This window comes from Ginsengibacter hankyongi (assembly GCF_008710285.1).
Classification (GTDB): Bacteria; Bacteroidota; Bacteroidia; order Chitinophagales; family Chitinophagaceae; genus Ginsengibacter; species Ginsengibacter hankyongi.
Genome location: NZ_VYQF01000001.1, coordinates 459260 through 485045 on the forward strand (window position 1 = coordinate 459260; position 25786 = coordinate 485045).

The 25786-nt window shown below is 40.2% G+C and carries 15 protein-coding genes; 5 read left to right on the forward strand and 10 right to left on the reverse strand.

The features are described 5' to 3' along the window. Window position 1: 1 nt before the first annotated feature. The 4 genes from FW778_RS02005 to hsdR all read right to left on the reverse strand — a co-directional run bounded on the left by FW778_RS02005 (window position 2) and on the right by hsdR (window position 6027). Window positions 2-1561, reverse strand: coding sequence for a restriction endonuclease subunit S (locus tag FW778_RS02005; protein WP_150412926.1), 1560 nt, complete (start codon window positions 1559-1561; stop codon window positions 2-4). 4 nt (window positions 1562-1565) lie between these two features. Continuing rightward, window positions 1566-3005 carry a type I restriction-modification system subunit M gene (locus tag FW778_RS02010; RefSeq protein ID WP_150412927.1) on the reverse strand — a complete coding sequence of 480 codons (1440 nt, stop codon included), beginning with the start codon at window positions 3003-3005 and terminating at the stop codon, window positions 1566-1568. 172 nt (window positions 3006-3177) lie between these two features. Next, window positions 3178-3570 carry a GxxExxY protein gene (locus FW778_RS02015; RefSeq protein ID WP_150412928.1) on the reverse strand — a complete coding sequence of 131 codons (393 nt, stop codon included), beginning with the start codon at window positions 3568-3570 and terminating at the stop codon, window positions 3178-3180. A gap of 72 nt (window positions 3571-3642) precedes the next feature. Then, window positions 3643-6027 carry an EcoAI/FtnUII family type I restriction enzme subunit R gene (gene hsdR / locus FW778_RS02020; RefSeq protein WP_150412929.1) on the reverse strand — a complete coding sequence of 795 codons (2385 nt, stop codon included), beginning with the start codon at window positions 6025-6027 and terminating at the stop codon, window positions 3643-3645. Window positions 6028-6338: 311 nt separating this feature from the next. On the opposite strand from hsdR, the gene FW778_RS02025 reads away from it, so the two are divergent. Continuing rightward, on the forward strand, window positions 6339-7814 hold the full coding sequence (locus tag FW778_RS02025; protein ID WP_202552035.1) for a rhomboid family intramembrane serine protease: 1476 nt from the start codon (window positions 6339-6341) through the stop codon (window positions 7812-7814). 1212 nt (window positions 7815-9026) lie between these two features. Here FW778_RS02025 and FW778_RS02030 read toward each other — a convergent pair. The 4 genes from FW778_RS02030 to FW778_RS02045 form a co-directional block, all read right to left on the reverse strand. Then, window positions 9027-11741, reverse strand: coding sequence for a TonB-dependent receptor (locus FW778_RS02030; protein ID WP_150412931.1), 2715 nt, complete (start codon window positions 11739-11741; stop codon window positions 9027-9029). Between the two features lie 65 nt (window positions 11742-11806). Then, window positions 11807-12544, reverse strand: a complete 738-nt coding sequence (locus FW778_RS02035; RefSeq protein WP_150414369.1) for a LytR/AlgR family response regulator transcription factor — start codon at window positions 12542-12544, stop codon at window positions 11807-11809. Further along, on the reverse strand, window positions 12537-13718 hold the full coding sequence (locus FW778_RS02040) for a sensor histidine kinase (RefSeq protein ID WP_150412932.1): 1182 nt from the start codon (window positions 13716-13718) through the stop codon (window positions 12537-12539). The genes FW778_RS02035 and FW778_RS02040 overlap by 8 nt, the downstream gene beginning before the upstream one ends. Further along, window positions 13705-14952, reverse strand: a complete 1248-nt coding sequence (locus tag FW778_RS02045; RefSeq protein ID WP_202552036.1) for a sensor histidine kinase — start codon at window positions 14950-14952, stop codon at window positions 13705-13707. The genes FW778_RS02040 and FW778_RS02045 overlap by 14 nt, the downstream gene beginning before the upstream one ends. Window positions 14953-15217: 265 nt before the next feature. On the opposite strand from FW778_RS02045, the gene FW778_RS02050 reads away from it, so the two are divergent. The 4 genes from FW778_RS02050 to FW778_RS02065 all read left to right on the forward strand — a co-directional run bounded on the left by FW778_RS02050 (window position 15218) and on the right by FW778_RS02065 (window position 19462). Further along, a complete protein-coding gene (locus FW778_RS02050; RefSeq protein ID WP_150412934.1) occupies window positions 15218-16579 on the forward strand; it encodes a vanadium-dependent haloperoxidase in 1362 nt (453 codons plus the stop codon). A 121-nt stretch (window positions 16580-16700) separates the two neighbouring features. Then, window positions 16701-16892, forward strand: coding sequence for a hypothetical protein (locus FW778_RS02055; RefSeq protein WP_150412935.1), 192 nt, complete (start codon window positions 16701-16703; stop codon window positions 16890-16892). A gap of 58 nt (window positions 16893-16950) precedes the next feature. After that, a complete protein-coding gene (locus tag FW778_RS02060) occupies window positions 16951-17481 on the forward strand; it encodes a hypothetical protein (RefSeq protein WP_150412936.1) in 531 nt (176 codons plus the stop codon). A gap of 544 nt (window positions 17482-18025) precedes the next feature. After that, entirely contained in the window at window positions 18026-19462 is a 1437-nt protein-coding gene (locus FW778_RS02065; RefSeq protein ID WP_150412937.1) for a Kelch repeat-containing protein, read from the forward strand. A 1844-nt stretch (window positions 19463-21306) separates the two neighbouring features. Here FW778_RS02065 and FW778_RS02070 read toward each other — a convergent pair. Next, a complete protein-coding gene (locus tag FW778_RS02070; protein WP_150412938.1) occupies window positions 21307-23853 on the reverse strand; it encodes a TonB-dependent receptor in 2547 nt (848 codons plus the stop codon). A 671-nt stretch (window positions 23854-24524) separates the two neighbouring features. Continuing rightward, a complete protein-coding gene (locus FW778_RS02075) occupies window positions 24525-25238 on the reverse strand; it encodes an outer membrane lipoprotein-sorting protein (RefSeq protein WP_150412939.1) in 714 nt (237 codons plus the stop codon). Window positions 25239-25786 lie beyond the last annotated feature (548 nt).

Consider the following 25786-nt stretch of genomic DNA (forward strand, 5'->3'; position numbering starts at 1 on the left):
CTCATTCTTCCGCTACCATACTTACTTTTTCTTCTTTCAACTCATACACCTTCCCCTTCTCTTCAAACGCTTCTTTCAATACACTTTGCAACAACTGATGTGCATATTCCCGGCTTTGTTGCACCTGCGCTTCTAACTGGCTTTGTTGCTTTTGCAATTGATGCACTTTGGCTATTATGCTCTTTTGTTCTGCAAGTGGAGGAAGCGGAAATACTTGCATTTCGAATTCCTGATACATCAAGCTATGCACGGTCATCCCGTACTTTACTAAATCTTTTAAAATAAATTCTTGATGGCCCTGAAGCATTAACTGAATATATCTCGCCATTTCTGGTAAATGAGGAACTAATACTTTTAAATCTTGATTGACTGTGCATTCGACATTGTTTATGCATACAGGAAGTAGCCTCTTTAATATTCCACTTCGTCCAACAACTAAAACAGAATTTGCTGGGATTAATTTTGCAGATGAACTGTTGACACCTTCAATTGTCACTTTATCTTCTGAGTCATTTAGATAATCCGCCTTCATATCCTTCGGAGTAATCCAGGGTATATTTCCATTCCAATATTCGCTTTTATTTGTCGAAGGTGTTCCGCCCCCAGTTATAAATCCTAATTCTTTAAGTCTACACCACACCCAACCTTCCGGCAATTCAAAAGGAATTTCATCTTCTGTTATTAGTGGTAGTTCTTTTTCTTTTTTAAGCCTGCCAGCTTTTATTAATTTTTGCTTTTCAGCTTTTATGCGTTTTAGTAATTCTGATGCCGGTTCATCTTTTGTATTTTGTTTGGTTAGTTTTCCCTGTACTGCTTCCTGCAATATGGTTTGGCGGAGAAGATTGAGATACGTTTGTTGTTGATCAAATTCAATTGAAATATTAGTAGTCGCATGACAAAGGTTTTTAAACTTTTCAAGTCTTGTAATATTAAAAATAGTTTTTTTAGAAAAGTTTCCTTTTATAAATGAATGATAATTTTCAACAATGATTTTTTGTTGTTCTAGCATAGGAAGAGGAACATCTAATGAGACATAACCTTCGCTATCCAAATTACGAAGACCAGTAGTTGTAGATTGTTTATCAACTCTCCATTTTAAAGCCTGTGGAGATTTAAGGAATAAATCCAAATAGTCGGGAAGTATCAAATTTCTGTCAGCTCTAATTCTCATTAAAAAATTAGAAGGAATAATTTTATCTATTTCATTAGAATAGAAAATCTGAGATTTACCGACTAAGTCCTGACTTCCATTTGATTTAATTACAAGGATGTCCCCATCTACTAACTGATTTTTTTCAAAATCAACTTTAGAGATATATCGAACTTCAGCTTTTCCATAATCTACAAAACCATGCCTGATATCTTGACTCCTTAATACCTTAACCTTAATACCTCCTTCAATATAATCTTCTCCCCAAGTCCCATTTTTTCTATCAATAAGTAATTTCTCCAACTTTATTATTGGGTAATTATTTTCAAGTTCTTTAAATATTTCCGCTTTTATAAGGCAATTATATAAATCCTCTCTTTTAGCTAATATGTTTACCGCTTCTGTTATCATTAATTCAAATTATTACCAATTCTTCTTTTAATTGTTTCAATAACTGATTGTTTTTTATAAATGATTTTTCCAGCAAATCAATTAATTCACTGCTTTTATATTTTTGCTCTTCTTCCGCAGCATGTGGATTCTTAATATCAAAATTATAATCCCGCTTTTTCAATTCTTCAACACTTACTCTCCAGGCGTATTCATTTTCTTCCCGCTCCTTCCACCATTTTCGTTCAAGGTCAAACTCTTTAATATTTATCGGTTTGGTTTTATTATAGTTCTTTACACCATCAGGATAAGGATGCTCAAAATACCAAACCTCTTTCGTGGGTCTGCCTTTTGTAAAAAACAACAAATTAGTTTTAATGCCTGTGTATGGCGCAAATACGCCATTGGGCAAACGTACAATGGTATGCAGGTTACATTTTTCCAGCAGGTTTTCTTTTATGCGGGTAGCAACCCCCTCACCAAACAAAAAGCCATCGGGTAAAACCAATCCGCAACGCCCGCCATCTTTTAATAAATGTATAACGAGCGCCATAAACAGGTTAGCAGTTTCCCTTGTACGAAACTGTGATGGAAAATTATTTTCAATACCATCTTCTTCCATACCGCCAAAAGGAGGATTGGTTACAATAACATTCACACGGTTCTTTTCTGTCCATTCAACCCAACTTCTGCTCAGTAAATTATCATGGTCAACCGTTGGCACTTCTATACCATGCAATATCATATTGGTAGTGGCAAGCATGTGCGGCAATGGTTTTTTTTCAACGCCACGTATGCTGTTTTGCAATGTGTCTCTTTGCTCTAACGTTTTTACTTTTTGATTCTTAAGAATATGGTCAATGGTATTTACTAAAAACCCTGCCGTGCCGCACGCAGGGTCAAGTACCGTTTCACCCAATTTAGGATTTATCATTTCCACTACAAATTGGGTAACCGCTCTCGGTGTATAAAACTCACCGGCATTACCTGCACTTTGCAGGTCTTTTAAAATCTGTTCGTAAATATCATTAAAGGCGTGGCGGTCTGCCTGCGAGGTTAATAGTATATCCGTATTTATTTTATTTACAACCTGCCGCAACAGCGTACCGCTTTTCATATAGTTGTAAGAGTCTTCAAAAACATCTCTTACCATTCTTGCCGCGTCTTTGTTATTGCGAAGCGTCATGCTCTTAAGCGTAGGAAATAAAGTGTTGTTTACAAATCCCAGCAAATCATCACCGGTCATACCTTCTGCATCAGCAGCCCAGTTGCGCCAGCGCAAATCTTTTCGGATAGGAGACTTATAATTTTCATTGGTTATTTCCCAATCGTTTTCTTTTTCATCAAAGATTTTTAAAAACAACATCCATCCCAGTTGGGAAATTCGTTGGGCATCACCATCCACACCGGCGTCTTTACGCATGATGTCCTGGATGGATTTTATTGTCGAGGTTAAGTTGCTCATGTTACGTTATTGTCTGAACTATGATTTTTAGGATTAGAAGATGATAAGATTATTTATCAGCAAACTGTAATTTTTTAGCATGATAACAAGATTCAATTTCTTATCCTAAAATCTTTTCATCCTACAAATCTTAGTTCTTCTCTTATCCTGTAATCTCTTCATCTTGTAAATCTTAGTTCTTATTTTTATTCAATTCATGTTTAGTGTTATACACCCTTTTAAATTCCATACTCTTACTGCCAAAATTAATCAGCAAACCTACAGGTAAATTATACGCTTCAAGATAATTCATTGCCTGTGCTAAATGCAGATCATCCAGTTTGCTTACAGCTTTTAATTCGACCATAATTTTATCTTCTACAAAAAAATCAACTCTTCGGGTTCCTATTTCTATGCCATCATAAAAAACAATCATTTCCTGTTCTCTTGTAAAGTCCAGTCGCTGCTTTCTCATTTCGATATCTAGCGCCCTTTGATAAAACACTTCCTGGAATCCACTTCCTAAGGTCGAATGTACCTTCATTGCACAGCCAATTATTTTATGTGTTAGCTCTTCGTGTAACATTGCAATTCAGTAATCTTAATCCTATAATCTTAATCCTATAATCTTTAAATCATACAAATCTTAGTTCTCACATTACGCGTACAATTCTTTCTCCAATTCCCCAATTGCTTCAACATACTTTTCCTTACTTCCAAACATTCTAATTATTTCCGGCGGTGTTCCAAAGGTGCTCAAAGGATCAATAGATAATACTTCTGAGTTTTCAATTGTTGCTATTCCTTCATCAGCATATTTATCCAATAATGCATTTAATACTTTCCTTGCCTGTTCACCATACTTTGTAAAATAATTTCGCTTCTTTACATTGTTGGCTCTTTCCTTCCGTGTAAGTGGGGGCTGGTCGTAAGTAACATGACAGATAATGTCAAAGAGGTCAGCTTCTTTATCCACAGCGTCTGTTAATGCATCTACCATTATGCCCTGTTCCTGCAACTCCTTTATTATTGCCGCTTTCTTTTCTCCATCGTTCCATTTGTTTAAAAAATCATTCAATGTAGCGAAGTGATTCTTAATTATTTCTTTCGTATGATCTTTAAGCGAAACTGTAATAGGTTTACCATTATTATCAAAGTACATTTCTCTTGAAACCAATACAGAAACATCAACGCCATTTACATAAACCTTAGGCTTACGTTCATGCACAAACGAAGTTCTCTCATTTTCAGGATACCTTACAGTTGGTTTTTTTAATATTACTTCTTCTCCACTCACATTATCAATTATAGGATCTGTAAAATTTTCTTCTTCCTCTTCGATTGTTGAGAGATCTGTGTCTTCGGTCGCCTCTTTTACCCGTATTGGCGGTCCATCAAAATCAGGATCAGCAAAGAGGTCTGTTACGTTTCTGAAATCAAGTATGGTAAAATACAGCTTACCGAAATCTTCACGTATGCGTGTACCTCTTCCAATAATTTGCTTAAACTCGGTCATGCTTTGGATGTTGCTGTCCAGCACAATTACTTTACAGGTTTGCGCATCCACCCCTGTTGACATGAGTTTGGAAGTAGTGGCAATTACGGGATATTTTTCTTCCGGGTTAATGAAGTTATCGAGTTCATTTTTCCCTTCTGTATTGTCACCGGTTATCTGCATTACATATTTATAATTCTCTTTAACCAAGTCAGCATTTAATTTAGATAAAGCCATGCGCATCCGTTCTGCATGATCAATATCTACACAAAAAACAATTGTTTTAGAGAAACGACCAGCACCCAATAAAAATTCAGTAATCTTACTGGCAACTGTATCTGTTCTTTCATCAATTATAATGTTCCTGTCAAAATCTTTTCGGTTATAAATTCTGTCCTCTATTTCATTTCCCACTTTATCAAGCTTCCCTTTCTCAGGCCGCCAGCCTTCAAGATCAACATTTAATCCTACTCTTACCACACGATAGGGCGCAAGAAAACCATCATCAATACCTTGCTTTAAAGAATAAGTATAAATAGGATCACCAAAATATTCGATGTTTGAAATTTCATTGGTTTCTTTTGGCGTCGCTGTCATGCCAATGTGAGTGGCATTTTTAAAATAAGCTAATATCTCCCGCCATGCACTATCTTCCGACGCACTTCCGCGATGACACTCATCAATAACTACCAAATCAAAAAAGTCGGAAGAAAATTGTTTGTAAATATTGGCTTCTTCATCATTACCTGATAAGCCCTGGTAAAGCGCTAAATATATTTCGAAGCTTTTATCAATCTGCCTGTGTTTTACCCACGTCATCTTATCTCCGAAATACCTGAAATCATTATTCTTTGTTTGGGAGATCAGTACGTTACGGTCAGCTAAATAAAGAATGCGTTTTTTAACCTTTGCTTTCCACAAACGATAAACAATCTGGAAAGCAGTATACGTTTTTCCGGTACCTGTTGCCATTACCAGTAATATCCTGTTTTGGCCTTTTGCAATTGCTTCTATTGTTCGGTTAATTGCAATTTCCTGGTAATACCTTGGCTTGCGTCCTGAACCATCAGAAAAATATTCCTGTGAAATAATTCTTTCCTCTTCCGGCGAGGTAATATTCTTAAAGACTTTAAACTTATTCCATAATTCACCAGGAGAAGGAAACTGTTCCAACGACATTTCTGTTTCTATCGAACTATCCGTTGCAGTTCTATCATGAAAAATAAAGCCATCGCCATTACTGCTAAATACACAGGGTATATCTAAGATTTGTGCGTAATCAAGAGCCTGCTGGATACCTGCGTTTACTGAATGATTATTATCCTTTGCCTCGATGATAGCAACAGGATTTGAATTATAGTATAAAATGTAATCGGCTCTTTTACGTTTACCCCTCGCAGTTAGTTTACCACGTACAAAGATTTTACCATCAGTAAAAGAAACTTCTTCTAAAATTTGCTTGTCAATATCCCACCCGGAATCTATTAAAGAAGGCGTAATGTATTTTGTGCAAATGTCTCTCTCAGATAAAGTCTTTTTATCCAGCATAGTTTGAATAAATATACGACACTATGATTTTAAACAATTCATTGACTTGAATCCTTGTGTACTTTCTAATGTCATTATTAAAATTCTTCAGTTTAAATTAGGGGGTGGCGTTTTAAACTCTACCGTTAGTTCTGCAATTAGAGTTTCAAATATATTAAATTAAACTATAAAAAATACTAAGCAGTTTAATGGTAATGTCATTTTAAAAACTATCGCTGCATTATACATTTTAATTGAAAATATCTATATTTAAACCCGTAAACAGAAGCTACTGCTTTAACCATTTCAATTACCAAAACAATCCAACACTTATGGCATTTGGTTTTACTCCTAAAGATGTGGAACTGATTTCACTGGATGGCTTAACGCCCCAACAGTTCCTGGCGCTCTGCGTGGAAACGGCTGAGCGAATGCAATGGAACATCGTCTATAAAAGCAATGCAGGCATCGTGGCCTATACCGGCAAAACATTATTTCGCTTTAGCTTTAAAGTAACCATCGTTATAGAAGAAGGGCTTGCCACGCTTACCAGCGAGTCTACCGGCAGCGAAATGTATGATATGGGAAGAAACAAAAAGACCCTGCTGGCATTTATAGATTCGATGAACAGCGTAAAGGCCATCACTACCCCCGCCATGCTGGATGCACGCTACCGGGAGCTATCGCCCACCCTGCCGCCGCCGCAGGAAGATGTATTAATAAATCCACCGCCGGGTGGTAAATTTGGCGGCGTACTATCCATTTTTACACCGCGGGAGGGATATTTTATTACCCCGGTTATTATTAATATCAACATCGCTGTTTATATATTGATGGTCGTGTCGGGAGTGAGCATCATGGCTCCGGGCACCACCAGCCTTATAGCATGGGGCGCCAACTATACGCCGCTTACGTTAGGCGGCCAGTGGTGGCGCTTAATCACCAACACTTTTGTGCATGTGGGCCTGCTGCACCTGCTGTTTAATATGTATGCCTTTATGTTCATCGGCATGTTGCTGGAGCCGCTGCTCGGTAAATTAAAGTTTGCCGTGGCCTATGGGTTAACGGGCATCCTGGCGAGCCTCTGCAGCCTGTGGTGGCACGACATAACCGTAAGCGCCGGCGCCTCCGGCGCCATATTCGGCATGTACGGGGTTTTCCTGGCGATGCTTACCACTAACTTTATTGAGAAAAGCAGGAGAAAGCCTTTGCTCACGAGCATCGGCATTTTTGTGGTATACAACCTGGCTTACGGCACCAAGGGCAACATCGATGATGCGGCCCACATTGGCGGATTACTCAGCGGCATCTGCATTGGCTACCTCTTTTATGTTGCCCTGCGTAAGCCGGCGGCCGCTAAGCTCAATTATGGAATATTGGCATTGGTGGTGGTGGTATGCCTTACCGCTTCGGTTGCCATCTATAAAAAGATCCCTAACGACATTGTTACCTACGAAGCAAAAATGAAAAGCTTTTCGGAGCATGAGCACCAGGCGCTGGCTTTTTTTAAGCTGCGCTACGACGCAACAAAAGAAGACAGTCTTGCGGCGCTTACCAAAAACGGCATTGCTAACTGGCAGGAGGATATTAAGATAATACACGACATAAGCCAATTGCATATTCCTGCAAGGCTCAAAGACCAGGCCGGGGTACTTGCTAACTATTGCAATTACCGGATAGCCACCTATGAACTGCTCTATAAGCGTACCCGCGAAAACACCGAGCAATACGACGATTCAATAAATTATTACAACCGCCAGGTAAGCGAGATTCTAAACAGCCTGAATAATCCTAAGGAGGGGAAGTGAGGTGGTAATTGTCTGAACCCTGATTCACCTGATTAAAGGATGTACAGGATTATCTACGATGGTGTGAGGTCTTTAATCATGGTAATCTTTTAATCCTTTAATCATGGTTCAGAATATTTGTCTGGATTATTTACGATGGTTTGAGGTCTTTAATCATGGTAATCTTCTAATCCTTTTGTCTGAACCCTGATTTTCCTGATTAAAGGATTATCAGGATTATTTACGATGATTTGAGGTTTTTAATCATGGTAATCCTGTAATCCTATTAATCATGGTTCAGACAAAATAAACGTACAATGACGTCACCCCGGGCCGGGTCTTCCGGAGCAGTTCCCCTCTCCCTTGGGAGAGGGGGTTGGGGGTGAGGCTTTTTTCGGAAATGTACAAATTCCGAAGCAGTATTACGGGCACGGGTACACGCTTTTTAACACTGGTCGTGCAGGGCTTTATGATCCTGATTGGGGATTGCTTTTGAGGTTTTTAATCATGGTAATCTTCTAATCCTTTTAATCATGGTTCAGAATATTTGTCTGGATTATTTACGATGGTTTGAGGTCTTTAATCATGGTAATCTTCTAATCCTTTTGTCTGAACCCTGATTTTCCTGATTAAAGGATCATCAGGATTATTTACGATGATTTGAGGTTTTTAATCATGGTAATCCTGTAATCCTATTAATCATGGTTCAGACAAAATAAACGTACAATGACGTCACCCCGGGCCGGGTCTTCCGAAGCAGTTCCCCTCTCCTCTGGGAGAGGGGGTTGGGGGTGAGGCTTTTTTCGGAGGTGTACAAATTCCGGGGCCGTATTACGGATAAGGGTATACGCACTTCAACAGGGTTAGTGCCGGGCTTTATGATCCTGGTTGGGGATTGCTTTTGAGGTTTTTAATCATGGTAATCTTCTAATCCCTTTAATCATGGGTCCATTTGTCTGAACCCTGTTTTTCCCGGTTAAAGAATTGAAGGATTATTTACGATGCCCGGCCTTTAATCATGGTAATCCTGTAATCCTTTTAATCATGGTTCAGACAAAAGAATGCTAAGGCAACACCAGCAGCGATGGTTACGTCAACGCATAAACGTACAATGACGTCACCCCGGGCCGGGTCTTCCGGAGTCGTTCCCCTCTCCCCTGGAAGAGGGGGTTGGGGGTGAGGCTTTTTTCGGAGGTGAACAAATTCCGGGGCCGTATTTTGAAGCAGGAGGTCTTAAAAGTTAAACGCCATGCTCACAAAATAATATCCGCCGTTGTAACCAAACGGCGAAGCTCCGTTGCTGTATATTGAGATTCCTTCATTGGTATTCCCATAATTCTTCAAGCGGTCCGGATATACATCAAAAATATTGTTGGCGCCGACGGTAATCGTTAACCATGATTTTGGAGTGTAGCTGATGCTGATGTCAGTAAGAATTTTGGAAGAAAAAAATTCATACAGTGTATCGTTTGTGTCAGTATCTATCTGGGTATTGGCGGTTTTTCCAAAAAGGTTGTTGCGAAATATGAATCCGAATTTGCCTTTGTTAACTGTTGCAGACAAAATTATTTTTTCACGCGGCTGATCTTTTTCAAGGGTTGTTTTTTCCTCTATTCCGAATAATGTATTTGTATAACGGGATGTGTCAAAAATTTTACCAGTAGTTTTGATCCGTCCGAAAATAGCGTTGCGGTTGAAATTGGCTGCCAGCATTATTCCCAAGGTGGCTTTATGAATGTTCCAGTTGCCGTTTAACACTGCATCTATTCCATGGGTTCTTGTATTGATAGCATTGACATAAAACTGCACCAGGTCAATATTGGGATAATTCGCCAGGATGGCTGCAACATCAGGATTTCTCTTTCTGAACACACCACTTAATACGACCCGGTTTGTGATCTGTATCCAGTAAGCATCCACAGTAAGACTGATATTGCGTGAAAGTTTTGATGTAAATCCCCCATCCAGGTTCACCGATCTTTCTGCTTGCAGGGAAGGAATTCCAAAAGCCTTTGTGACGTTGCTATTATTGCTAAAAATGCCTCCTGTTAGTGCAGTTCCCCGAAATGATTGGGTTTCTGCAAAAAAACGTTGCTGCATGCTGGGAGCACGAAAGCCATTACCAACAGCACCACGTAAAGAGAATTGTTCCGAGATCTTGTAACGAACCGCTAATTTACCGGCAATGTTACCGCCAAAGTCGCTATAGTATTCGTAACGGCCAGCCAGGTCAAAAAGAAAATGTTTGTTGGTTTCCACTTCGAGGTCAATATAGGCTCCCGATACCGTACGATTTTTGTCTACTACATTTTCCGGGCTACCAGAACCTATAGAGGGCTGTGAGCCACCCTGCGTTCTGCCGGTCGTATCGTAGTTTTTCCAGGATGCTTCATCTCCTTCTTTTTGCTGGTAATTTTCAAATCTCCATTCAGCGCCAATACCGAGGTTACACGATTTTATACTTCCCTCCTTTTTGGCTAAATCCTTTGTAAAGCTGACATTATTGATGTATTGCTTATATATCAGTTTACCCAGGTAAAATGCAGTAGGCGCATTTTTACCCAATCCATATTGCGAGGCATTATTAGTATTAGATACATAACTGCTGCTGGAATTATCTCCAAATGAGCTGCTTATTTCCCAATGCCAACTGTTTTTTGTATCACCTTTGATTCCTGCTATTACTGTAACATCCCAATTAGTGGTTTTTGGTAGCGGCTTAAATCCGTCAGGATACAATACGGCATTCACCTGCCCCGAATCTTTGGGAAAACGGTACGATCCGGTAAGACTACTTTGCCGGTAATTAACAGTGCTGGTCCAGAACAATTGAGCACAGTTACTTATTGGGTAACCACCGTTTAGTAAAACTCCCGAACTATTAAGTTGACTGATACCATCAAAACTTGAAAACACTTTCCTGTTAATGCCCCTTGCCAGGATTATTGAGTCGTCCTCCGTTTTGATCCTTGCAGAATCTGCACCCGTGGAACCGGAAGGATAATCTTTATAAACAGTTCCTTTATATACACCTCCACGGGAAGTAGCGCCCTGGTGGCGGAAATCAGCTGAATAATTCAGAAATCCCTGCCTGCCTGCCGGCCGGCTTTTGCCAATGAGAATACCCTGATTGAATCCGAATGAGAATTTCAATCCATCACCTGCATAAAATTGACCTGTATGTAACCGGATAGAAGTTTTACCGGTTGATTCTTTCAACCGGATATTTATCACTCCGGCAATCGCATCTGAACCATATTGCGCAGACGCGCCGTCACGCAGTATTTCAACTTTTTCAATCGCGGAAAAAGGAATAGAATTCAGGTCGTTGACAACTGAGCCGCGACCTAAATTGGTATTCGGTGTTCCGTTATTCAGCCGTGCCGTATTGTGGTAGCGGATTCCATTTACTAAAATCAATACATGATCGGGATCAAGACCCCGGAGCGTTACCGGCTCAATCAATACCTGGGGGTTTGCATTGAAAGATGGAACCAGGTAGTTGAGCATTTGTATTAGGCCCTGCTGGCCCGTCTGCACTAATTTGCTTGCTGAAAATACATCTACGGCTACAGGAGTGTTAAGATTACTTCGCTGAACTAATGAACGGGAACCCAATACCACTACTTCACCTAACTGGTCATTTGGAGTCATACTAAAAGCAAATATTTGTGTATTGGCAGCAAATACGTTTACCCGTTGCACAATTTTCTTGTAACCTGTATAGGTAATGATAAGTTTATAATTTCCTGGTTGAATCGAAAAATAAAATTTACCGCTACTATCGGTAAGTATGGTTTTATTACCCAACGAAACAGTTGCTGCCTGTAAGACATTCTCACTGCCCTTTACTGTTCCTTTAACGATTCCGTTCTGCGCAGCCACAAAGAACGAGAGCAAAGTAAAAACAGTGCTTAAGTTTACTATTTGTGACCAACTTTTTTTCATAAAAGTTCATTGCAATAAGCCCTTCCGCAACAGGTGCCAGACGCTCTTCAAGACGTCAGACACCATCACGTCGCCGAAGAGGCATTCAGCACCCGGTTTACATTATGCTTGAACAATCTTCCAATAGGTAATTCATGCTTTGTAATCTCTATACTGTCGGCATTATAACTGTCAATTTTATTAATGGCTACAATAAATGAGCGGTGAATACGCAGGAACTCATCCGAGGGCAGCATTCCTTCCAGGGTAGAAAGTACGTGTTTGGTTACAATTGTTTTATCGGCAGTAAAAATCTTCACATAATCCTTCAGCCCCTCAATAAATAAAATATCATTTAGTAATATTTTTACCATTTTACGATCAACCCGAAAGTAAAGGAAGTGGCCTGGTTCCGTATGATTCTCTTTTATTTCATTTGCTGCCTGTGTAGCAGAAAGATTTGTTTGCAGAACTTTATTGACGGCTTTCAGAAACCGTTCTAAAGAAATAGGTTTTAAAATATAATCTACTGCATCCAGTTCAAATCCTTCAACAGCGTATTTACGGTAAGCAGTGGTGAAAATCACTTTAGGCGGTGATTTGAGTGTCCGTATAAAATTGGTACCCAGCAATTGCGGCATTTGTATATCAAGAAATAAAAGATCCACCGGGTGCTCCTTTAGAAAGTTAATCGCTTCAATTGCATTATTGCAAACTCCTGCCAGTTCCAACGATTCTACTCCGGCAATATGCTGTTTCAGCATTTCTCTTGCGGGTGGCTCGTCATCAATAACAAGGCATTTTATTTTTTTATTGTTAGGCATAGCTACCGGTTTGTTCTTTTCCTGGTTTAGCATAGTTCGTTGCATTGTTTTCCTCACCAACGGGCGGGCCAGGGTTATCCATTTCAATCTTTAAATTAACCAGAAATACTTCTTCTTCTGCGTTCATTTTTAATTCGTGCCGGTTGGGGTACAATAAACTTAAACGCTTTTGCACATTGACCAGGCCATTTCCATAAAGATCCATCTGAGGGATTATTTCAAGGGGTATGCCATTAATAATTTTTATAAGATAAGCATTTTCTTCTACTTTTATTTCAAGACTTATCCAGCATTTTTCCGTCATTGCACTGCAGTGTTTGAAACTGTTTTCAATAAAGGGCAGCAGTAAAAAAGGGGTAATAAATCTATTGCCTATATCGCCTTTTACCAGTATTTCCATTTCCAGGTTATCAGCCATTCTTATTTTTTCCAGCGCCATATATTCTTTCATCATTTCAATTTCTTTTTCTAATGGAACCAGGGGCTGATCACATTCATACAACATGTAGCTTAACAGGTCGGAAAGCTTTAACAGCATTTCAGAGGCCCGTGGCGATCCTGCCAACGCATACACATAAACGTTATTTAGTGTACTGAAAAGAAAGCCGGGGTGTATTTGTGCTTTCAGCAGTTGCAGTTCTGCATTGATTTTTTCCTTTTCCAATTGCTGGCTTTCTTTTTGTTTCAGCCACCACCGCTTCAGCAATTTAATCGTTACGGCTGCAGCTATTATTTTTATACCATTCAAAGGTCCTGCGGCAATACTTGCCCACCATACATTGTTTTTCGTTTCTAAAAAGGGGATAAAATCGTTCTCACCCGACGGGAAAACTTTATCGTAAATGAAATGACTTACCGGAGCCATGACAATACCCACGAGGATTACTCCTATGAGAAATTTAAAATAATTTGCTTTTACCAACCACCGCGGCAATAAAAACCCGGTAACAATATAACATGCTGCGATGTGCAGTGACACCATCCACAGTGAAATAATAAAACCATCGCTGCTCCAGTTCCATGGCGATGTTTTCCATAATCCTGAATCGTTATAAGGTGAACGGAGCAAATAGGTGCTGGCAAAAAAATACCACCACCACAGCACCCAGAAGATTGCATGGCGCAGCCGGCGATGCCTGGGCTGATTGGGAAAAATAAATTCATACCAGCTCATACTTTTGAACTTGAATCTCTTCTTCTGTTGTTGTTATTGGTTTCGCTTCCTGTAATTGTATTTTCAGGAAAACGATAAAGCTTTCCGGTTCGTTCACAATATTCAATTCATGAGTACCGGGATAAAGCAGTTGGAGGCGTTTGCGCACATTTTTCAAACCAATACTTCCGTTCCTTGATACTGGTGTAGCCATATCCGGTTTATTATTGGTTAATAAAAAAAGCAGGTGGTTATCTTCAATGCTGATGCTGAGTTTTACATAAGGATGGGTGAGCATTTTACTGGCTCCATGTTTAAAACTATTTTCAATAAACGGGATCAGCAGCAGCGGTGTAACCATCTTATTGTGATAATTACCCTTTAGTTCAATGGTCATATTCATTTGTTCCCCATATCTTATTTTTTCCAGCGCCATATAATCCTGTATTAGTTTTAATTCCTTCTCTAAAGGAACGGCAGGGCGGTCACATTCATTCAGCATATAACGGAGCATGTCTGAAAGTTTCTTTATCATTTCGGGGGCCTGCTTAGAAGCAGATAGGGTAAAAAAATAAATATTATTGAGGGTATTGAAAAGAAAATGGGGATGGATCTGCGCTTTCAGCAATTGCAGTTCGGCTCTTGCTTTTCCCCTGGCTAATTCTTCTGCTTCCTTTTGCTGCAGCCACCAGCGTTTCAGTAATTTGATAGTTATAGCTAAACCTGCAACTATCGGCAATTCAAAAAGCGTACTTTTTGCTATTGTGGCGAGAATATACCAGTGATCCGGCATAATCGGCCTAAACACTATGATGCCCTGTTTCTTTTCAGGAAATCCTTGCTCAACCATATCTGCAAAATTTATAGACGTAGTAATATAGTGCCAGGTAATATATATAGCTAACAATAACAATGTTATTATAGTTAGAAATATTTTATTCATTTTTCCGGAAAAATAACCAGGTAATACAAGGTATAAGATGGTATAAGTAAAAACTATATGGCCCAGGAAATACTTCCACCAATAATTTCGAAAAGGATTATAAAAGCTGTTAAGCCACCCTCCTTGTTGTTTATATATTCTTTGCAGTAGTTCATGGTAATTCCAGTTAGAAAAAAAGGGCATAAACTCTTTTGAATTGTTGGGCAACCAGGTAATGCTATAACCAAATACAAGCCAAAACACCCAAAACATAACATGCCGTGAAATGCGGTAAGCCGGGCGATTGGAGAATATGAGATCATGAGAACTCATAAGAGAAAATTGTTTGTTAAAGGTACAGTATCTCAGCAGCGAATTGGCCATTCCAATTATTTAATCGACTAACGTAAAATATTACTGTCACAATGCAGTTAGTCGCCGACAGATGGTGATGATACTGATGGCAGCGACGAGTATCATGGGTCGTAGGTTATAAGACGATATTAAAAAAAAAGGCAACCTGCAGAAGTTAGTTTTGGTATGCTAAATAATTTATCCACTCAAAATATTCTTTCATTAACAATTAAAAAAAATATTTATGAAAAAAATGAAACTTACGTCAACGCTCTTTATTATCAGCGTTTCGTTCATTCTTTTTACGGGATGCAAAAAAAACGACCATCCGGGTTCTTCCTGCAATTCTTCGGCAGAAAATAATGCCGACCTGCAAAACGCTCAACTTAAGAAACTTGGAGTAGATGTACCTGCAAAGTGGTATGACCTTGCTATTAAGCTTTCCCGCACTACACCTAATCAAAGCCCCGGGCCAATTAATTCACGGGCATTTGGTTATATCGGGCTTGCTTTATATGAATCAGTTGTGCCGGGCATTCCCGCAGATAAATCTATTCAAAGCCAGCTAAATGATATGCCTGCACTGCCACAGGTTGTTTGCGGAGAGACCTATTTTTACCCTGCCTGTGCCAACGCTGCTTTGGCTAACATGGTTCATCACATGTTTGGCAATGCATCCGCATCACAAAATTTTACTATTGATTCGTTGGAAAAATCATTGGACTCTCTGTTTAAATCACGAATTCCAAATTATATTTTTGATCGCTCTGTTAATTTTGGTCAATCTATCTCTAATGCAATATATGCATGGTCAACATCGGATGGAGGTGACAAGGCTTATCTCAACCCATTTCCGAACACTTATACACCACCCGCCGGACCAGGGTTATGGGTTCCTCTGCCAGGTCAATTCGCTCAACTTCCTAATTGGGGCAATAACAGAACTTTTATAAAGAACAATGCTGCGGGTACGCAACCGGCGCCACCCCCCGCATATTCTATCGAAACTTCATCAAAATTCTACCAGGATGAATTAGAGGTATATAATGAATCTATCAACCAGGATCCTGAGCATATAATTATTGCGAAGTATTGGGCTGCTTTGCCTGGGCCAGGTGTGTCAATTTCCATTTTAAGTGCTGTTCTTGCGGATAAAAATTCGAGTCTTTCGGTTGCGGCTGAAGCCTATTGCAAAGTGGGTATTGCTATTGCGGATGCTATAGTATCATGTTATAAAACCAAATACCAGTACAACCAGGAAAGGCCGATAACTTTTATAAGAGCCAACTTTAATCCAACATGGGTTTCAACGATAACAACACCACCATTCCCCGACTATACCTCCGCACATTCAGTGCAGGCCGGTGCCAGTGCAAGAGTGCTTGCAGATATTTTTGGTAACAATACTACTTTCACAGATTATAGTATTAACAGTCTCGGATTTACTCCGCGGATATTTACAACATTTTCTGATTGTGCAAATGAAATTGCGCTTTCGCGCCTTTATGGTGGAATACATGTTCGTACTTCTAATTTCGTCGGCTTAAACCAGGGAGATCTCGTTGGCATGCATGTAAGTGCACTTCATTTTAAAGGAAACTATTAGTAACATATAATTAATGCGGGTTTAATTAAACTAAAAGAAGAGCCAATTCGCTGCTTCTTTTATTACAATTCTTACAAATCCAATAGTTATAGTATCATAATTAGGAAAGGAAAGTAATGAAATGACACAAGTCAGGAGACCTGCGCCAGATAAGGATACTTATAGGAATTACACTATAACCAGCGCTGTCGGTATATTTCAGGATAGCCGGAAAATCTGGATTGTAAAACTTGCGAATGAAACTAACTATATAGCAGCAAGGATAGAAGGTGGCGATATGGACGAAATAGAAAATTTTGGGAAAGCTAATTAGAGTTTTCCTCTAATCATGTAGAGTGTAACGTTCCGCAGGATCATCAAAAATACAAACAATGAAAAAGATAAACAACGTGTTGCTTACCGGAATCCTTTTAGCCGCGACTTTAATTAGCCAGGCTCAAAAAATGAATACAATAGCTATTGATGCAGGAGATTTTCCAGGCTATTTCAAGCCAGCAGAAAATATTCCGGAAAGCCGTCTGAACGAAATCAATATTAACGCTATCCGGCATTTTACTCTTTTTTTCGAAAACCCGCTTCGTGTAAAATGGTACAAAACACCCGTGGGATTTCTGGTATATTTTACATGTGAGAACATGAAGAAGATGGCGGCTTATAATAAAAAGGGTATATGGGTTCATACCCTAAGCTATTACGGTGAGTATAAATTACCGGGGTATGTGAGGCACCTCGTAAAGAGTATTTATTATGACTTCATTATAAACCAGGTAATCCAGCTTGAGGAGGACAACCAGTTAGTTTATATGGTGCAGATGGAAGACCCAACCTCCTTTATAACAGTCGCCGTTGATGACTATGAAATGAAAATTGTAAAAGCTATAAAAAAACAGGGCGAGAGATAAGCCGCTGCAAAAAGCGTTACCATTCCGATGCTGTTGGCGGAGGGACGCCAACAACAGCCGGTTAATAAAACTGATCAAACAGCAGACTTAGAGCCAACAGACCCAACTATCAGGCATTAATACTTTATGAAAAAAGGTGTTAAGCAGAACTTTGAAAAGTAATAATAAATTTATTAGGCGCTTATCACTATTCATTAATTGTTCTTTATCTGTTGGTCGTAGCCGAGTCGCTCTAAAAGACTCGCTGTAACCTAAAACCTTAAAAACAATACGATAAATCCCTAATCAAAAGAAAGAAATATGTAAATGGTGTTTTATCAAACCAGGTATGGAAGCTGGAGTTTTAAGGCAAAATAAAACCATCCCTAAAATGAAAAACGGAAAACAAGATTTTCAAACCAAACTGCACCAATAGCGACCCTATAAAATACCTGGAACAAAAAATTATTAGAGATGCTCTTCATTTATTCATTAACTATTAAACAAAAAATTGGAGTTTGAAGGAGTGCTTTATGATACTTTTTAACTGTTAAACCTTATTGATATGAAACGGGTATTAAGAATTGCAACTTTTATTTCAATGCTGGGAATATTAGTTCATCTTTCCTGCCAAAAAAGATTTTTGTGCCCAGACTGTGATAGCAACAAACCACCCGTCGCCCAGGCAGGAAAAGACACAACAATTATTTTGCCCGTTGATTCTGTGATCCTCGATGGCAGAGCATCTGTCGACCCTGATAATAATATTGTCAGTTATGCCTGGACAAAAATTTCAGGGCCTTCATCATTTAATATTGTAAATGCAAATGCAGTACAAACACAAGTATCAAATCTTGTGGCAGGTGTTTACCAGTTTGAATTGAAAGTAACCGATGCCGGCGGTTTGTTTTCGAAAGATACGATCCGGGTATCCGTTAATCCGGCAGCTGGTATAGTTGATTGTAATGGTATCATCAGGCCACTGATTAATGCACAACTGATACCAATCAGCACTCTTTCTCAGACAAGAACTGACGTTGCAGTTGCTTCAGCAGGTAATAAAATATTATTTGCAGGGGGATATATACCAGGCACTCCTTCATCCAGAGTGGACATTTTTGATATTACTACTAATTCCTGGACAACGGCTGAGTTGAGCCAGGCACGGGAGGGATTAACAACAGCGGTTCTGGGTAATAAGATATTTTTTGCAGGAAATTATGATCTAGCTGAAGACGGTGTTTCCCATGGTTCTTCCCATGTGGATATTTATGATGCCATTTCGGATACATGGACAACGGCAGAGCTTAGTTATGCCAGAGGCGAAATGTCTGGAGCTGTGGCTGGAAATAAAGTTTTATTTGCAGGTGGATTCAATTCAGGAAATGGGATAGCCAATTCATATCCTGGCACTGTTGACATTTATGACGTTTTAAACAATAGCTGGTCCCAATCTTATTTAACTGGCAGACCAGCGGGGACCACTTTAGGGATCGCTGCTACTGTAATAGGTAATAAAATATATTTTGCCGGGGGATATGACCCTTTCTTTGGTCGTTCCACTTCAAAGATTAATGTTTATGATGCTTCAAAAAACACCTGGTCAACTTCTGATTTAAGCATAGTCAGGGGCTATATGGCAAGTATTGCGGTAGGTAATAAAAATTACTGGGCGGGTGGATATAATACAACCAATGAGACTGATGAGGTGGTAGAAATCAGGGATATGAATTCGGGTTCATCTACGTTCAACTGTTTGTTTCAACCTAATGCCTTCTTTTCTGCAGTTTTGAAAGATAACAAGATTGTGTTCTTTACCGGGGATGGAGCAGAAAAAAACAAATTCGATGTATACGACATCGCTACTAATACATGGTCAATTGGAGTATTGCCACAGAGCATTACCAGGGCTGCAATTATTTCTGTTAACAATACAATTTATGTGGCGGGAGGAGATATAAATGGTGTCTTATCCAACCAGGTATGGAAACTGGAATTTTAGAATCAAGTTTTTATGAAGCTTGTAATCAAACTTATTGCTTGTTTATTAATAACAGTCAACCTTCTTAATTCCTGCCAAAAAGAATATCAGATAGGAATGAGTTTCTCTATATAACCCATAAATATTTTTATTAAATGGCATTGGGAATTCGAAACTTAGTGAACTACAAATTATTGAATTCCTGAAACATAAGCTGGTAAAGTGTTTTATAAAATGGATTGAATCCTAACAGGATTATTTACGATGGTTTGAGGTTTTTAATCATGGTAATCTTCTAATCCCTTTAATCATGGGTCCATTTGTCTGAACCCTGATTTTCCTGGTTAAAGTATTAAAGGATTATTTATGACGCCCCGACCTTTAATCATGGTAATCCTTTAATCCTTTTAATCATGGTTCCGACAAAAGAATGCTAAGGCAACACCAATAGCGATGGTTACGTCAACGAATAAACGTACAATGACGTCACTCTGGGCCGGGTCTTCATGAGCAGTTCCCTTCTCCCCTGGGAGAGGGGGTTGGGGGTGAGGCTTTTTCGAAAACGCAAGTCCTTGCGGAGCAGGAATAACGATGAAGCATATACGCTTATTAACACTGGTAGCGACCGGCTTAAATATCCTAATTGGGATATTGTTTTCCTTCGGCAATTGTCTGAACCCTGATTTTCCTGATTAAAGAATTTACAGGATTATTTACGATGGTTTGAGGTTTTTAATCATGGTAATCTTCTAATCCCTTTAATCATGGGTCCATTTGTCTGAACCCTGATTTTCCTGGTTAAAGGATTATCAGGATTATTTACGAAGGTTGGAGGTTTTTAATCATGGTAATCCTGCAATCCTATTAATCATGGTTCAGACAAAAGAATGCTAAGGCAACACCCGCAGCGATAGTTACGTCAACGCATAAACGCTTACAATTACATCCGGGGCCGGGTCTTCCGGGGCAGTTCCCCTCTCCCCTGGGAGAGGGGGTTGGGGGTGAGGCTTTTTCGAAAACGCAAGTCCTTGCGGAGCAGGAATAGCGATGAAGCATATACGCTTATTAACACTGGTAGCGACCGGCTTAAAGATCCTAATTAGGATATTGTTTTCCTTCGGCAATTGTCTGAACCCTGATTTTCCTGATTAAAGGATTTACAGGATTATTTACGATGGTTGGTGGTTTTTAATCATGGTAATCTTCTAATCCTTTTAATCATGGTTCAGACAAAAGGAGCCAGGCATATTCCGCGGGCAAACTATTATTGCTAAGCATGAATAACGTGTTGGCATATACGATTTTTAACACTGGTAGCGACCGGCTTAAAGATCCTAATTAGGATATTGTTTTCCTTCGGCAATTGTCTGAACCCTGACTTTCCTGATTAAAGGATTTACAGGATTATTTACGATGGTTGGTGGTTTTTAATCATGGTAATCCTCTAATCCTATTAATCATGGTTCAGACAAAAGGAGCCAGGCATATTCCGCGGGCAAACTATTATTGCTAAGCATGAATAACGTGTTGGCATATACGATTTTTAACACTGGTAGCGATGAGCTTCAGGATCCTAATAAGGGGAGCGCCATCCTTCGGCAAACCCGGTGCAAGCTTGTAACAAGCTTTGTACTTCTCTTCAACATCCATCTTGCGCCTCGCAATAACGTCGCCCCCGGGCCGCGGATATCTCCTCATTACGCAGCAAAAAAAACGAGGTAGCACAAATGTTTTTATCCACCACCTCACTTAACATACCCGTAACCGTTAGATTATTTGAACGTTGTACCAGCGGCCGGGTAAAGCCATTTGCTTGAAACATCCCAGGTATCACAAGCGGCAGGTCGATTCGTGAGCTCTTGTCCTTACAAAGAATAACGCAACGTTACACCGTATGTCCTTGGATCGCCAGGCACTCCCGCATATTGCCCTGCATTACCTCCTGCCGGTAATAGTTGCTCAAAATAATTTTTGTTAAAGAGGTTTCGGCCCCAAACAAACAAGGATAAGCCGTTAGCCGCCCTAAAGCCAAGCCGTCCGTTCAGCAGCGTGTACCCGTCAACGTTAAGAAATGCTGAAGGTGATGGGCTTGAAGAGAAAGACGACCGATAGTAGCCATCTAATGCCAGGAAAAATTTCCCGGCTTTACCTAAAAATGCTGCCGGAGTAGTGAATTCTCCTCCAAGTGATCCCGCCCATTTGGAAATGCCGGGAAGGCGGCCTCCTGAAATATCTTTAAAAGCTACCTGAACGCCATCTTTTGTTAAGCCTGTTTCTTCAAGCGGGAGCGGCGCATTGGTGAACTTTACATATTTTCCATCCGTGTAAGTGCCGGCACCGTAGAACGAAAAGTGCCTGCCCGCCGTAATACCGGCATCAAGTTCAACACCTTTTACGTTCACCTTCTCCGCATTGGCAAGATAGCCACGATTCACGCCCAACTGGGGTGATTGCACATTGGCCTGGTAATCCGTGATATCTGTATTGTATAATGTGAGGTTTAACGTAAAGCTTGCAGACAGTGTGGTCTTAATACCAATTTCATAGTCTTTTACCTTTTCCGGCTTTATAACTGCCAGGTCAAGTGCCGGTTGTCCGTTAATAACCGGCAAACCGCCCACATTAACTCCTATAGGTTTATAACTGGTGGAATAAGCTGCAAATACATTAATATGATCATTGGGTTTATACGCTGCGGTAACCTGGTACGTGACGTTGTTCTCATCAGCACTTGTGGCGAACGACTGGTTACTATACACGCCCTGCTGTAATTTTATTAATGCAGAATCGGCGGTTTGCAAGCCCCCATAGGTAGACCGGTTGTAGGTTACAGCTTTTTTGTCGTAATTAAACCGGATGCCCGGCAATACATGAAGTACATCACTGATCTTCCAGTCAATATTAACAAAGGCTGCTGCGCTGAGAGATTTAATGGTGGAGTTAGTGAGCGCACCATAGCCGTCAAACAGGCCAGGTGTTTTCCATAGATCACTGGTTGAACTTTGTACGAAACGCCATTGATCTTTGCCAGACTCTTCGTTCCCATTTGTAGTAACCTCCTGACCTAGCAAAAACAGGCCGGCCACACCACCCAGGTGAGAAGAAAGATCACCTGCATACCGCACCTCCTGTGACCATTGGTGGTGTTTGGAGGGATTTTGTGATTTTTTTAAAGCCTGCAGGCCGGTGAAATCCCTGTCGTTTGAAGAATTCCAATTCCAGTAGCGCCATGATGTGGTAGATGTAAGTGTGCCGGGCCCCGCCTTTGTATCAATATTTACCGATGCTCCTCCCAGGTCATTATCCGACTTCCAGGGAGTATCCTGATCTATCAGCCGGTCGAATGGATTTGAGCTCGGCAATGTATAATCGAGATCGGCAATGATGGCACTGAATTGGCGATAAGCCGGGCGATTTGTTTTTACTACTCCCGCAATTACCTGCGCATAGCCATCGGGGCGCTGGCGGGAAGCATCTCCTGACAGCGTAATTGATGTGTTACCTGAAGCTTTGAATAACAACTGGCCATGAAAGCCTAAATTATTAATATCGTTCAAATATTTCCCGGAGTTTACATTTTCGATTACGCCATCCCGTTGTGTTCCTGAGAAAGAAAAGCGGCCCGCCAATGTCTTGCTTAAAGGACCTGTTATTGAGCTTTTAGCCTGGACATAGCCATAGTTGCCATAACTTACTTCAAAGTTTGCGCCCGGGGTAAATGACGGCTTACGTGAAGTGATATTGAAAGCACCGGATGTGGTATTTTTACCGAATAAAGTTCCCTGCGGGCCGCGCAAAACTTCAATACGTTCTATGTCTATGAAATCAAGTGTGGCCGCTGCGGGACGGGCATAATATACACCATCGACGTAAAAGCCCACACCCGGATCGAGGCCGTCATTGGTAAGCCCGAACGGTGATCCGAGGCCGCGGATATTGAGTCCCGTATTGCGGGGGTTAGAGGAATACAACTGAACCGACGGAACCAGTTCTTTCACACGGTTTACATTGAAATCACCCGCTTCATCTATTTGTTTGCCTCCTACTACAGAAATAGGGATAGGTACATCCTGGAGTACCTCTTTGCGGCGTCGTGCTGTAATAATAATGGTATCCCTCCGAAACAGCGCCTGCAACTTAATCAATATAGTATTGGTATTGCCAGTCCTTATAATCTGTTCCTCAGGCTTATACCCTGCTGAAGATATAATTAACACCAGCGGAAATTTTTGATCCCCGGTGAGAGAAAAATAACCCAAAGAATCAGTGTTGGTTCCTGTGCCGGTATTTTTTATCAGGATGCTGGCGTAAGGTACACCGTCGTTGTTTTCATTAACTATATGTCCACGTAGTTGAGCAAATGTTAGCAGGGAAAATAAAAATCCCGGAAGTAAAATTATAATCTTCTTCATGTGATTGCGTTTAATTTTTAGTCTGTATTTATTTATAGATATTTAATAAAAAGCATTATGTTTTTATCACCGCGTGAACATACCGGTGGTGTTTAGTCTGCCATTGCAGGCCAGGAACATAAAAAAAATGGGATAAGAAGTCTTCCTGCTATGGGTTGCAGAAAGCACCAGGTAAATTGTGCCAACATCGCATTCGGCAGATGGTTGAGCAAAGACCTTGTAAGAGTTTTAATGTTTTCATAAACGATTTCAGGTGCAAATATAAAGGCATTTATATTAGTCTACCAAATTTGTAGGGTATTATTTTCCCGGTAACTGAAACCTGTAACATTGTAAATGGCAGGTGCACTCTTCCGGTGATGTTTACGCCAGGCATTTCATGATTACAATTTATCCATATAATAAGGAATCATTCCGGGTTCGGCTTCCCGTTATATACTCAGGCTATTCTTAGCCGTTAGTTGCTGGTCTGGAGTTTGTAATGCCCTTGCATTCAACAGGCACATTTATAACAGCAGTGCGGGGCAACACCCGTTTCTGTCCTTAGTATAACCGTATCCGTTAGTTTTACCAACAGCCCCGGTTCTTTTCTTACGAAACGGGATTATTGGCAGATGATATGAGCATCCGCTTCTTGCTAGCGTGCCATAATTTGCGCAGGCAAATTTTTATTAATTGGATGGTGTAAAAACCGATTCGTCGACCGGTATGTTTACTTCTATTTTCGTGATCTCCAATTCGCCAGGGCCAAAACCGGTCCGGGAAAACGGGAAAACATAACCATTGTCCATCTTCTTAAAATTGCTAAAGGTCTGGGTCTGATCCTGTTCCTGTCCACTGGCCCTGGTTTTTTCAACTGTCTTGATTATATAATAATTGCCGGGATCGATAAATAATATTTTTTCCAGACCTGATTTTGTCACCATCCTGATTTTAAAACATTCCGTCCCATCCACATCTTCTTTGCCGAGTAATTCAACAGTATGTCCTTTTTCCGCGTAGTTTATAAAGGAGCCCTGGATATCCATCCCGTCAGATGTTTCCTGAATCACGGCAGATGGCACCATTTCCGGTTTTGTTTGTCCCTGTAGTGGAAAATAATTCCACCCGGAATCTTTTGTTTGAATCGTATAATTATCCATGCCGTTCATGGTTATAGTAACCTTTGCACCCTTGTCGTTCAACTGTATTATTTTAACAGGAATTTTCTGTCCGGCAATACTGATGGTTCCTTCCATGGACAGGCTGTTCAATGCAAGCAATTTTTCTTTTCCGCCCATTGCCTCTATATTCCTGTTAATAATTTCATCAACGGTTTGCGCATGTAGGTGAATGCTGCACACGCAGGCCACCAGGATCATTAAGCAGGTTTGTAATTTTTTCATTTTTTACTTTTAAAATCATGAGCAGCATTCAAAATACCGGTGTTTCATACGTCCCCCGCCGATGTCGTAAGTATGAGGAAAAACATCGATCCAATTTACTGTTCATACGATATAAAATATCCGATGGCTACCGGATTTATCGTTGTCATGAAATTTATATTTACGGCTCATAAGCTAAATATAAGCATCTGTTGTTTATAGCACAAATATGATGGAAGGATAAATTCGGGGGTTGCCAACCCTTAGCCAGCATCATTTCCGGAGCGGTTCCCCTCTCCCTTGGGAGAGGGGTCGGGGGTGAGGCTTTTTCGAAGACGTAAGTCCTTGCGGAGCAGGAATAACCATGAAGCATACACGCTTTTTAACACTGGTAGCGACAGGCTTAAAGATCCTAATTAGGATATTGTTTTCCTTCGGCAACTGCCTGAACCACGATTTTCCTGATTAAAGGATTATCAGGATTATTTACGAGGATTGGAGGTTTTTAATCATGGTAATCCAGTAATCCTATTAATCATGGTTCAGACAAAAGAATGCTACCGCAACAC